Origin of the sequence: Cohnella boryungensis (assembly GCF_042651945.1) — a bacterium.
Classification (GTDB): Bacteria; Bacillota; Bacilli; order Paenibacillales; family Paenibacillaceae; genus Cohnella; species Cohnella boryungensis.
Genome location: NZ_JBHSED010000040.1, coordinates 329,681 through 340,562 on the forward strand (window position 1 = coordinate 329,681; position 10,882 = coordinate 340,562).

At 54.2% G+C, this 10,882-nt stretch carries 17 protein-coding genes; all 17 read left to right on the top strand.

The features are described 5' to 3' along the window. Nucleotides 1-5: 5 nt before the first annotated feature. Complete coding sequence (locus ACFO1S_RS20270) at nt 6-1,505, top strand: phage portal protein (RefSeq protein WP_204601361.1); 1,500 nt, start codon at nt 6-8, stop codon at nt 1,503-1,505. Next, on the top strand, nt 1,502-3,145 hold the full coding sequence (locus ACFO1S_RS20275) for a minor capsid protein (RefSeq protein ID WP_204601362.1): 1,644 nt from the start codon (nt 1,502-1,504) through the stop codon (nt 3,143-3,145). Before ACFO1S_RS20270 ends, ACFO1S_RS20275 begins: the two co-directional genes overlap by 4 nt. Then, the gene (locus tag ACFO1S_RS20280; RefSeq protein WP_204601363.1) at nt 3,142-3,297 is read left to right on the top strand and encodes a hypothetical protein; all 156 of its coding nucleotides are present in this window, start codon (nt 3,142-3,144) and stop codon (nt 3,295-3,297) included. The genes ACFO1S_RS20275 and ACFO1S_RS20280 overlap by 4 nt, the downstream gene beginning before the upstream one ends. A gap of 147 nt (nt 3,298-3,444) precedes the next feature. After that, nucleotides 3,445-4,074, top strand: coding sequence for a phage scaffolding protein (locus tag ACFO1S_RS20285; RefSeq protein ID WP_204601364.1), 630 nt, complete (start codon nt 3,445-3,447; stop codon nt 4,072-4,074). A 6-nt stretch (nt 4,075-4,080) separates the two neighbouring features. Then, nucleotides 4,081-4,440, top strand: coding sequence for a hypothetical protein (locus ACFO1S_RS20290; RefSeq protein WP_204601365.1), 360 nt, complete (start codon nt 4,081-4,083; stop codon nt 4,438-4,440). 24 nt (nt 4,441-4,464) lie between these two features. Continuing rightward, nucleotides 4,465-5,517 (top strand): major capsid protein, encoded by a 1,053-nt coding sequence (locus tag ACFO1S_RS20295; RefSeq protein ID WP_204601366.1) that lies wholly within the window; start codon nt 4,465-4,467, stop codon nt 5,515-5,517. A 49-nt stretch (nt 5,518-5,566) separates the two neighbouring features. Next, nucleotides 5,567-5,851, top strand: a complete 285-nt coding sequence (locus ACFO1S_RS20300) for a hypothetical protein (protein WP_204601367.1) — start codon at nt 5,567-5,569, stop codon at nt 5,849-5,851. Between the two features lie 5 nt (nt 5,852-5,856). Beyond that, the gene (locus ACFO1S_RS20305) at nt 5,857-6,252 is read left to right on the top strand and encodes a DNA-packaging protein (protein WP_378127446.1); all 396 of its coding nucleotides are present in this window, start codon (nt 5,857-5,859) and stop codon (nt 6,250-6,252) included. After that, nucleotides 6,249-6,620, top strand: coding sequence for a DUF6093 family protein (locus ACFO1S_RS20310; protein ID WP_204601368.1), 372 nt, complete (start codon nt 6,249-6,251; stop codon nt 6,618-6,620). The genes ACFO1S_RS20305 and ACFO1S_RS20310 overlap by 4 nt, the downstream gene beginning before the upstream one ends. Then, nucleotides 6,620-6,946, top strand: a complete 327-nt coding sequence (locus ACFO1S_RS20315) for a hypothetical protein (RefSeq protein ID WP_204601369.1) — start codon at nt 6,620-6,622, stop codon at nt 6,944-6,946. The genes ACFO1S_RS20310 and ACFO1S_RS20315 overlap by 1 nt, the downstream gene beginning before the upstream one ends. Beyond that, nucleotides 6,939-7,430 carry an HK97 gp10 family phage protein gene (locus tag ACFO1S_RS20320; protein ID WP_204601370.1) on the top strand — a complete coding sequence of 164 codons (492 nt, stop codon included), beginning with the start codon at nt 6,939-6,941 and terminating at the stop codon, nt 7,428-7,430. Before ACFO1S_RS20315 ends, ACFO1S_RS20320 begins: the two co-directional genes overlap by 8 nt. Nucleotides 7,431-7,435: 5 nt before the next feature. Beyond that, complete coding sequence (locus tag ACFO1S_RS20325) at nt 7,436-7,873, top strand: phage tail terminator family protein (protein ID WP_378127449.1); 438 nt, start codon at nt 7,436-7,438, stop codon at nt 7,871-7,873. Further along, nucleotides 7,863-8,048: a hypothetical protein gene (locus ACFO1S_RS20330; protein ID WP_204601371.1), complete on the top strand. Its 186-nt coding sequence runs from the start codon at nt 7,863-7,865 to the stop codon at nt 8,046-8,048. The genes ACFO1S_RS20325 and ACFO1S_RS20330 overlap by 11 nt, the downstream gene beginning before the upstream one ends. Nucleotides 8,049-8,050: 2 nt before the next feature. Beyond that, complete coding sequence (locus ACFO1S_RS20335; RefSeq protein ID WP_204601372.1) at nt 8,051-9,367, top strand: phage tail sheath family protein; 1,317 nt, start codon at nt 8,051-8,053, stop codon at nt 9,365-9,367. Nucleotides 9,368-9,380: 13 nt separating this feature from the next. Further along, nucleotides 9,381-9,848 (top strand): phage tail tube protein, encoded by a 468-nt coding sequence (locus ACFO1S_RS20340; protein ID WP_204601373.1) that lies wholly within the window; start codon nt 9,381-9,383, stop codon nt 9,846-9,848. Nucleotides 9,849-9,879: 31 nt separating this feature from the next. Next, nucleotides 9,880-10,287: a phage tail assembly chaperone gene (locus ACFO1S_RS20345; protein WP_204601374.1), complete on the top strand. Its 408-nt coding sequence runs from the start codon at nt 9,880-9,882 to the stop codon at nt 10,285-10,287. Between the two features lie 222 nt (nt 10,288-10,509). After that, nucleotides 10,510-10,866 (top strand): hypothetical protein, encoded by a 357-nt coding sequence (locus ACFO1S_RS20350; protein WP_378127452.1) that lies wholly within the window; start codon nt 10,510-10,512, stop codon nt 10,864-10,866. The last annotated feature ends 16 nt before the right edge of the window (nt 10,867-10,882 follow it).

Sequence of the window (10,882 nt, forward strand, 5' to 3'; positions counted from 1 at the left end):
ATCACGTGTCATTGTCATTATGGCCAAACGGCGAACAACAGCGCGAGCTCGAAAATATCATCATCCGCGGCGCGCGGACGGCCGCAACGTTGGAGCAGATCATTCAGCTCGAGATCGGCGATTGGCGGAAGTCCGATAAGCGAAAGTGGATGGAGATCGGCGAGCGCTACTACCGCAATAAGACGGACATTAACGATCGGCAGCGAACAGCGATCAGTGCGAGTGGGGCCAAAGAGATTGTCGGTAACCTGGCCAACAACAAGCTGGCCAATGCGTTTGTCAGAAAACTGGTCGATCAGAAGACCGGCTATCTGCTTGGTAAGCCACTGAGTGTACAGACGGATAAAACGGCTTATGCAGACGAGTGGAAAGAGATATTCAAGCCGGATATGTTCCGCCGGCTGCAGAGTACCGGTAAGCAGGCCGTAAATGCTGGCGTTGCGTGGTGGTTTGTTCACTACGATGATGCCGGTACGTTGTCATTCCGCAAGATGAAGAGCCCGGAGATCATCCCGTTATGGGCCGACGAAGCTCATACCATCCTGGATGCTGTCATCCGCGACTACGAGGTCATCGTGTACGAAGGGCTTCAGCGTAAAACGGTCCGGAAGATTGAATGGTGGGATACCAGCGGGGTACGTCGATATGTAGCTGGCGGTACGGGGCTTATCCCTGACGTTGAGGCCGGGGCGGTCAGCTCCCACTTTACTGTCAAAGTTGACGACAAAGAGCATGGGATGAACTGGGAGCGTGTGCCGTTCATCGCTTGGAAATACAACGAGGAAGAGCAGCCGCTTGTCGAGATCATCAAGTCGCTTGTCGATGACTACGACCGGAATAAGTCCGATAACTCAAACAACCTAGAGGATCTGCCCGACGCGATCTTCAAGGTTAAGAATTTCAGCGGGACTGACCCGTCTGCGTTCAGAAAGAACTTAGCCATCTACCGTACAGCTTTTGTTGACGGCGACGGTGACGTTGATACGGTAAACCTCCATATCAATGTCGAAGCCTACAAGACGCATCAGGAGCAGGCTCGGAAGGACATTTATGAGTTCGGTCGCGGCGTCGATACGCAGGGCGTGGATATCGGCAGCGCGCCGTCGGGCATTGCGTTGAAGTTTCTGTATTCCGACCTTGATCTGGACGCGAGCATGATGGAGACCGAATTCCAAGCATCACTTGAGCAGCTCCGCTGGTTCGTCGACACGCATCTTTACAATAGCACTAAGGTGGATTACAGCGGTGAGGACCTATCCTTCATCTTTAATAAGGACATGCCGATCGACGAGACAGCAATCATCACGGCTATTAAGGACAGCGTCGGCATCCTATCCGACGAGACGCTTGTTGCGCAGCATCCATGGGTTAAGGATGTGCTGGCCGAGCTCGAGCGCATCAAGAAGCAGAAGGAAGAAGCCCTAAAGCGAATGGCCGACGGCTACGGTGGGCTCAAGCCTGATTCCGATCCGGACGGGGACGGGGGCGGCGGTGACGACGAATGAGGTCGGAGGATTACTGGGCGAAGCGGATGGAGGCGCTGAACGAGGCGGAGCTGCGGAAAGGTGAGGATTACCTTCGGAAACAGCAGACAGAGTACGACAAGGCAAAGGCCCGGATTAAACGGGACACGGAAGCTTGGTATGCGCGCCTGGCCCGAAACAACGGCCTAAGTATGGCCGAAGCCCGAAAGCTTCTGACGGCGAGTGAGCTGAAGGAGTTCCGCTGGAGCCTGGACGAATACCGTGAAGCCATCATCAAGCACGGCGGGGATCCGCGGTGGCGCAAGGCTATCGAGAACGCTCGAGCGCGGATCCATATCAGCAAACTGGACGAGCAGCACATCCGGATGCGTCAGGAGATCGAGTTGTTGGCCGCCAAGCGTGTCAAAGGCACGACCGATACAATGGGCCGCATCTACAAGGACGGCTACTACCGCGGCATATACGAGATGCAGCGCGGCAATGGCCGGGGTGTTCCGCCGACGCAATTGGACAAGCGGCAGATCGATCGCGTGTTGTCTAAGCCCTGGGCGCCCGACGGGAGCAACTTCTCTGCGCGGATCTGGATGGACAGAACGAAGCTTATTGCGGAGTTGGAGACGTCGCTCGAGCAGCACATCATCCGCGGCGAACAACTGCCGACGGTCATCATGGATTTTTCGAACAAGATGGATGTCAGCTTGCGAACGGCAGAAAGACTGATCCGCACGGAGGCGGCTTACTTTTCCGGACAGTCCCGTCTGGACGGTTACCGGGAGGCGGGCGTCGAACGGTACAAGTATGTCGCGACGTTGGATCACCGGACATCCGAGAAGTGCGAGGGCATGAACGGGAAGGTCATCCTCGTCAGCGAAGCGCGGGCAGGCGTCAACTATCCACCGTTGCACGCGTACTGCCGTTCGACGACGATTCCGTTTTTCGGAGACGTGGAAGAGACGAAAGAACCGGATGAGGCAAAGGAACCGGAAGCATTAAAGGATATGCTGGATGGCAAGCAGGCGAAACAGGAACAGGATCCTGAACCTGTTGATCTGGAAGCCTATGACGTGCCTCCTGAAGATACATTCAGCGATTGGGCGGAGAAGCACGCTCCGGTTGCGACGGAGAAGCCGGAAGCGTCGGAACCTCCATCCCCGGTTACGACGCCACAGGTAAAGGCTACAATTCCGGAACCTCCCCCGGCACTGACCCATGATGAAGAAGCTGCGGTCACGCGCTACATCGGCGGACAATCATATACGCTCAACGACAAATTGCGCCGAGGCGAACCCCTCGACAGCAACGAGATGCAGTGGGTCGAGAACTTGGACAAAGCAATCAGCAAACTGCCGAAATATAGCGGTGATGTGTCCCGATCGCTTCATTTCGCTTCGAGTGCAGCCTTGGCCACATTCATGCGAGACGTCAAGCCTGACAGCGTGGTACAATATTCTCAATACATCTCGACGACAGCGGGCGCATTGTACACTCCAGGAGCGCAGGTTCATTTCTATATCCTAGCGGCAGCGCTTGGCTCAGATCTTCGACAGATCAATTCGGGCGAATTGGAAGTACTGTATGGCCGTGACTTTCCGTTCAAGGTGCTTGAGATCGAGCAGATTAATGGAGTGTACCACATTCTGTTGCAGGAGCTGATGAAGTGAGCGACGATAAGAAGCCGTTTTCTGATCCTCGTTGGAACGATACGTCAAAGCCGAAGGTAATTGGTCATTTCGATCGCACTGATGAAGAGCGTGCTACGGATAAGAAGAAATTTCGAGAACACCTGAAGAAAATAGGCGTTTTGAAAGAGTGAGGCACTCCCGCATACGCGAGGGTGCTTTTTTTGTGGGCTCCGGCTGAGACTGCCGGGGCCTAATCGTCGTTGCCTGCGGCGCAAAATAAGAGGCCATCACCGGTCGCAACCGGGACACCAAGCGAAGATGATAGGGAGGAAATTGGCGTGAATAAGGAGCAATTTGTAGCACTGGGCTTGTCTGATGAACAGGCGGAGAAGGCTGCGGTGGCATCCGCTGAGGAACTAAAGGGGTTTATTCCGAAGGCGCGTTTCGACGAAGTGAACACGGCCAAGAAGAAAGCCGAGGACGATCTGAAGGACCGCGACAAGCAACTGGAAGATTTGAAGAAGACCAACGGCGATGCAGCGGAGCTGACGAAGAAAATTGAGACGCTGCAGGCAGAGAATAAGGCGGCCAAGGAGAAGTATGAGGCTGAGGCGAAGGACATGCGCTTGAACACGGCGATCGACAAAGCGCTGGCCACGGCGAACGCCAAGCATTCGGATCTTCTGCTAGGCAAAATCGACAAGACCAAACTTGAGCTACAGGAAGACGGCACAGTGAAAGGGCTGGAAGACCAAGTCAAAACGCTGAAGACATCGTACAAAGAGCTGTTTGTAGAAGAGTCTGCCGGCCAATTCCAGTTCCGCGGCGCGAACCTGTTCGAAAGCGGCGGTTCCAGCGGCGGTGGTGGCGGAAAGGACAAGGCGGCTGACTTCGGGAAGAAGATCGCCGACTTTGCAAAGGCCAATTCTGCCACGAGTGATGCACAGAAATCTTATTTTGGAGGTTGATAGGCAATGAGCAAATTTGTCACTACGACATACGGCAACCGGAAGGAGATCCTCAAGTTCCCGGATCATTACGTCAATATGCCCGTCACTGTCGATGATGCCGGCGTGACGGCGAATGCGGACGGCAAGAAGATCGTTCCCGCCGGCACCATCATGGGTGGTGGTGTAATCGCCGATCCATCGAAGTTGGTCATCAAGTCCAACGATGCAAATGCTGAGGGTGTACTGTTTGACGACGTTGATGTTTCTTACGGACCTGCGCCGGGTGCGTTGACGATTCATGGATTCATCGATCTAGCCAAGCTGCCGGAAGCACCGGACGCCGCTGCTGTCACAGCGCTGACGCAAATCGTATTTATCGCCTAACGGCGGAAAGGGGATCAAGCAAGCATGCCTACTATTTTTGATTATGTGACTGCGCCGGCACTCGCCGCCTACATCACCAACAACCCGAGCAACAACATTCCGTACCTGGGGGCGACGCTGTTCCCGCCGAAGAAGAAGCTCGGACTTGATTTGTCCTGGATCAAGGGCGCTCGCGGCGTACCGGTTTCGCTGCAGCCTTCTGCGTTTGACGCTAAGGCGACGCTGCGTGATCGTATCGGCTTCAGCAAAGTCGAGACGGAGATGCCGTTCTTCCGTGAAGCCATGAGGCTCGGTGAAAAAGATCGCCAGGAACTGCTCCGGCTGCAGGACAACAGCAATGACCAGTACATTATGCCACTGATCACGCAGATTTTCGACGATCGCGCTCAGCTTGTAGCCGGTGCGCAAGTTATTCCGGAGCGTGAGATCATGCAGTTGCTGTCCAGTGGGCAAATTCGGATTACGTCAGCTCAAACTAGGCAGGATTACGACTATGATTATCAGATGGACAGTGATCACATGGAGACGATCACGGATAATGCTCAAAAATGGAGCAATCCGACAGCACCGATCGCGGAACTCATCCCTGAATGGCAGGATACAGTTGAAGGAGATACGGGCACTCGGCCGGTTCGAGCGATCTGCACTCGGAAGACCTGGGGCTACATCATGAAAAACCAGGGTTTCCTTAAGGACATGAACCCGGTCGGCTGGGAAAACGTTATTGTGACCAATGACATGATGCGGAAATACCTGCTGGACAAATTCGGACTGACGATCGCTGTGTACAACAAGAAATACGCTTTGCTCGACGGCAGCACTCATTTGTTCTACCCGGATGACTACTTCACGTTGATCCCGGACGGTAATCTGGGGAACACCTGGTATGGCACGACGCCGGAGGAGGCTGACTTGATGGCCGGCGCAACGGCTGCCGAAGTACAGATCGTCAATACGGGCGTGGCAATCACCACGATCAAGGAACCACATCCGGTTAACGTGGAAACCATCGTCTCCGAGATCGTGCTGCCTTCGTTCGAAACGATCGATACGATCTTTATCGCGAAAGTTGCTTAAGGGAGAGGCTTCGGCCTCTCTTTAATAATGAAGGAAGAAGGAGATAGACATGAGGAAACCCAAAGAAGGAGACCCCAACGCGGAACAGCAACTATTACCGGGAACTGGAGACCAACCTCCGGTCGACCCGTTGAACGGAGGTGCCGCCAATGGAGAAGGGACAGCGGGCACGGCCAGCGCGTCTCTGGAATTGCCGTCGGCGCTCATTAACGTGGTCTTGCTGAAAAACATCCGTCGTCAGGATCGTGTTTGGAAGAAAGGCGAAAAACTGCCCGTCTCTGAAGATGAAGCACGTGTACTCATCGGTGCGAAGCTGGCCAGGTTGCCGGAGTAAACACCATGATCACGACAGTGGACGTCTGGCCGATTGTTAAACTTCGTCTCGACCTTCCGGACGACGCAAGGAAGCCGCTCGTCGATACGTACATTGCCGAGATAGAGCGGCGGATATTGCACGATATCAATCATCGCAGGATACCAGAGGGCCTGCTGTACGTTTGGGCTAGCATGGTCGTGGATGCCGTGCGTGTCGATCTGCCTCATGTCGACGAGGTCGACGCCACGGTCGGGGGTCCAGCCGGAAGCATCAAGGTGGGCGACACGTCCGTCTCCGGCGGAGGTGGATCCGGAGGCGGCCTGGCCAATACGGCCAAGTCCGTTATTGATCAGGTCGTATTCAACTATCGCGCCGACTTGAATCATTACCGCCGAATGACATGGGGGATGGGCCGATGATCAATTACCGCCGACACCGCCGAGCAATCGAGCGCATGTATGAAGACCGGGCGACGATTAGCCGCCATACGCCGGAGAAGGATCCAGTGTCGAAGGAGACCAAACAGGTGCTGCAGCAAGTCTACGAGGACGAGCCCTGCAAGCTTTCGCAGACCGGTCTTCCGCGAAATGGCCAGACGGAGGCGCAGAATGATATTCGGTACGATGTGAAGCTGTTCATTGCGCCGGAGTTGGAGATTCGGCAGGGCGACGTCATCGCTGTGACGCGAGTAGCTACCGGACAAGTGGAGAAGTTCTCCGCAGGCAAGCCGTTCCCTCCTTATTCATCTCATCAGGAAATCTACCTGACAGCTAAGGGGTGGGCGTGATGCATGGGATTATGGATTCTCGGCCTCCCGCAGCGGCGGCCGTCATCACCTTGAAGATTCATATGGTTGATGGAAGCACCTTCGTACAGGAGTTACCTGTTGATGACGCTGATGGCGTACAGGAGTTTCTGGATTGGTTCCGACAGCCCGGCCGAAATAAGGTTTGGACATGGCAAGTTCCGAGCAGCGTTTCCTTGCATGCTCTGCATCATCCCCACATCATGGCGGTGGACGTCGACGGCTATGTCGAGCCGGACGGCCGCACTTCCCGGTGGTATGAGAGGCTGCTGGATCGGATCAGCCTTTGGTGGCGATTCCGTGGCTAACCTGGGGAGCTTCGATTTTTCAGAGATGGTGAAATTTCGCGACAAGCTGGTCGACATGCAGAGGCACTTTCCCGAGTTTATGCGGAAGTGCCTTTTTCGTTTGGCCAGTGAGCTAATGGAAGAGGTTGTCCCGCGAACACCATCCAGCAACGGAGATCTGCGCCGCGGATGGACGCTCGGGGAGCTGCGCCCAGCCGGAGACGGGTATGAAATCGAGGTCTATAACACCGAAGAGTATTCATTTTACATCGAAAATGGATTTGCGGCCCACTGGGTTCCCGGTAAATGGGTGGGCAATACCTTCTATTATATTCCGAACTACAGCCCGCCGAAGGGCGAGCCGGCGGGGATGTACGTCGGCCCGAGAAATGGATGGGTTGAGGGCAAGTTTATGCTCCTGATCTCAAGCGAGCTGCTCAAGCGAAGGATACCCGCGATTATGGAGCGCGAGATGCAGCGATTTATCGAGCGGTTTATGAGGTGATGCCATTGTCGCAAGTCAGTTTTAACTCTGTCCGGTACGCGGTTCACGCTGCGTTGGATGACACCTTTCCGGAGATCCCGATTTCGGGAGAGGAGATCCCGCAGGGGCTCGAGGCGCCGTATTTCTACGTCCGACTTCTAGAGCCCGGCCACACGCGGGAACTGGGGCGGCGGTATAAGCGCCGGTATCCATTCGTGATCCGTTACTTTGCCATAGATCGGCAGAATGACGCGATGTACAGCATGGCCGAGCAACTCACGGAGGCGTTGGAGCGGATCACGGTTGGCGGGTGCCCGTGCGATGGACATGATATACGGTTCCAAATCGAGAATGAGGTGCTCTATTTCTGGGTCACGTATTCGCTGTTTGTGTGGAAGCCGCGGCCGGATGATCCGAAGATGGAGACGCTCGAACAGCATGGAGGGATTAAGGATGAGTCGTAAGGAAGAAGCCAGCGCACAGCCGGCGAAGCATAGCAAAGCTAGTCTGCTGCAATCTAAGCGGTTCACGCCGCAGCAGAAGGACTATCTGCGGGCGTTGCTGCAGGACGGCGAGATGTACAGCGTCGTCGAAGCCGAGCAGCTGCTTCAGAGATATTTGAAACAGGAGGCGAAGTAAAAGTGGCTGGAGGCACATGGACTGTACAAAATAAAGTGCGCCCGGGCGTCTACACGAACATCGTGACCGCACCGAAAGCATTGGGCACGTTAGGCGAACGCGGCATAGTGTCGATCCCGTTGCTGCTGTCGTGGGGCGCGCCGAAGGTAATCACGACGATCGAAGCCGGCGAGGATACGGTGGACAAGCTTGGCTATCCAATTACGGACGCTTCGTTGCTGCTTGTCAGGGAGTCGCTGAAGCGTGCGCAGAAGCTGCTCCTTTACCGCGTCAACACCGGTACGAAAGCAACGGCCACCGGCGGCAACCTGACGATCACGGCCAAGTGGGGCGGCGTGCGCGGGAACGACTTGACGATCGTCATCGCGGAGAACGTCGATGACGAGAACTTGTTCGACGTGAAGACGCTCCTGAACGGAGATGAGGTTGATTCTCAGTCCGTGGCCAACATTGCGGGCTTGATTGCGAATGACTGGGTCGTTTTCGGCGGTACCGGGGCGCTCGCGGCTTCGGCTGGCATCCCATTGACCAGCGGTGCCGACGGCAGTGCCACGAACCAGGATTATCTCGACTATCTGGCCGCGATCGAGGCGCAGGACTTTAACACGATCGCGCTGCCGTCGACGGACGTCACGGCGAAAGGGGCATTCACGTCCTTCGCCAAGCGGCTGCGGGATGACGAGGGGAAGAAGATTCAAGTTGTTCTGGAGAATTACCCGTTCGCGGACTATGAGGGCGTGATTTCGGTCAAAAACGGCGTTATCCTAGACGACGGCACGACGCTAACAGCTGCGCAGACCACGGCGTGGGTGGCTGGTGCGACGGCTGGCGCCAACGTAAATGAATCGCTCACGTATGCGGCATACGAAGGTGCAATAGATGTGGCCACGCGATACACCAACAGCCAGATCATTGCCGCTCTGCAGGCGGGCGAGTTCGTGTTCACGCCGAACAATGGCCGGGCCGTTGTTGAGCAGGACATTAATTCGCTGACAACGTTCACACCGGACAAAGGTAAGCCGTTTAGCAAAAACCGCGTCATTCGTGTGCTGGACGGCATCAACAACGACTTCGTCCGTATCTTCTCGCAATTCTACATTGGCAAGGTGTCGAACAATACTGATGGCCGGAATCTGCTTCGAGCGGAATGCGTGAACTACTTGACCTCGCTCCAGAACATCAACGCTATCCAGAACTTCGACAGTCAGACGGATATTGCCGTTGCGGCGGGCAGTGATGTGGATGCTGTCCTGATCGAGGCGGACATTCAACCGGTGGATAGCATTGAGAAAATCTATTTGACCATTACGGTCCAATAAAGGGGGCCTTCGAGTGACTTTTTTCAGAGAGAATGACGCAATCAGCGGCAAGCAGGCCCGGGCGATCGCTACTATCGGCGGAAGAGTTGAAGAACTCTTCTACGCCAAAACCATCGAAGCGACGATTGAGAAGAACAAGGTCGATGTTCCTGTTCTTGGTCGTACGAATACACCGCAGCGCTCGGCCGGCTGGAAAGGGAGTGGCACACTGACAGTATATTATGTGACATCGGTATTCCGTCAGCTCATGCGTGATTTCGTCAAAACTGGCAAGGACTTTTGGTTTGATTTGCAGATCATCAATGAAGACCCGACATCGGGAACCGGCAAACAGACTGCCATGCTGCTTAAATGCAACCTCGACAGCGTCATCGCAGCCAAGTTTGATGCGACGTCCGACGACATGATGGACGAGGAAATGCCGTTCACGTTCAGCGATTACGATCTGCCTGATTTGTTCAATTCGATCTCGGGCGCTTAACGACGCCCATTTATGATAAGGAGTGATTACAATGAGTTTACAAGAATTTCTGAACGCGAACCCGGTCGATAACTTGACCGATGAAGTGGTGGTGTCCCCGCGGTTTAAGGACGGAGAAGGCCGTCCGTTGAAGTTTACCATCCGTGCAATGACGTCGCAGGATTTTGATGGAATTCGTAAAGCGAGCACGGAGATCCGAAAAGGCCGCAAGGTTGAGTTTGACGCGCAGCGCTTTAATCTAAAGACGGTTATTAACCATACGGTGGTCCCTGATTTTAAGGATGCGGCCAGCATTCAGAAGCTAGGCTGCCGCACACCTGAAGAGTACGTGCAGCGCGTGTTGCTTGCTGGCGAGGTGACGACGCTAGCCAGCGAGGTTCAGAAGCTCAGCGGTTTTGACGTTGAGATGGAAGACTTGGTAGAAGAGGCAAAAAACTGATTCAGGAGGGCGATAGCGACGCGAACTATGCGTACTATGCCCTCCATAAGTTCCATAAATGGCCAAGTGAATTTCTTGGACTATCGCGCGAGGAGAAGGCTTTTGTTATGGCTGCCATTGATGAACGGATTGATAAGGAAAAGAGGGAGGCAGCGAAAGTGAAGAGGAAATAGCCCAGACTCGCTTTTTGTGGTAATATGTAGAAAAAAAGGGGGTCGCAAGGTGAAGAAGGGATTTATCTGGTGCTTACTTCTTTCTTTGGTCTTGGTTGTTGGATGCTCGAAAACGGAACCACAAGAGAGCCAACTTACTTTGAACGATGTCATTCAGACATTCAAAGAAAAGGGATATGAAGTGGATTCAAGCGAAAAGCCGATGTTTCAAGCCATTGGAGCTGATGATGGTGTCATTTTTTACATCGAAAATTCTCCAGTAAAAATCTATCAGTATCCGTCGACAAAGGATTTGGACAAAGCCAAATCTAGCAATAGTCTTTTAAAGGATTGGCCTTTCAATGGTCGGTTCTTGCTGGAAACAAAAAATGAGGATGCTATTAAAATTTTCAGCGATTTAAAATAGAGAGATCGTAAATCCA

Bases quoted from the DNA above. Each gene is read 5' to 3' on its own strand.
- ACFO1S_RS20275 (WP_204601362.1), top strand. From the start codon at position 1,502: ATGAGGTCGGAGGATTACTGGGCGAAGCGGATGGAGGCGCTGAACGAG.
- ACFO1S_RS20290 (WP_204601365.1), top strand. From the start codon at position 4,081: ATGAGCAAATTTGTCACTACGACATACGGCAACCGGAAGGAGATCCTC.
- ACFO1S_RS20295 (WP_204601366.1), top strand. From the start codon at position 4,465: ATGCCTACTATTTTTGATTATGTGACTGCGCCGGCACTCGCCGCCTAC.
- ACFO1S_RS20300 (WP_204601367.1), top strand. From the start codon at position 5,567: ATGAGGAAACCCAAAGAAGGAGACCCCAACGCGGAACAGCAACTATTA.
- ACFO1S_RS20305 (WP_378127446.1), top strand. From the start codon at position 5,857: ATGATCACGACAGTGGACGTCTGGCCGATTGTTAAACTTCGTCTCGAC.
- ACFO1S_RS20310 (WP_204601368.1), top strand. From the start codon at position 6,249: ATGATCAATTACCGCCGACACCGCCGAGCAATCGAGCGCATGTATGAA.
- ACFO1S_RS20315 (WP_204601369.1), top strand. From the start codon at position 6,620: ATGCATGGGATTATGGATTCTCGGCCTCCCGCAGCGGCGGCCGTCATC.
- ACFO1S_RS20330 (WP_204601371.1), top strand. From the start codon at position 7,863: ATGAGTCGTAAGGAAGAAGCCAGCGCACAGCCGGCGAAGCATAGCAAA.
- ACFO1S_RS20345 (WP_204601374.1), top strand. From the start codon at position 9,880: ATGAGTTTACAAGAATTTCTGAACGCGAACCCGGTCGATAACTTGACC.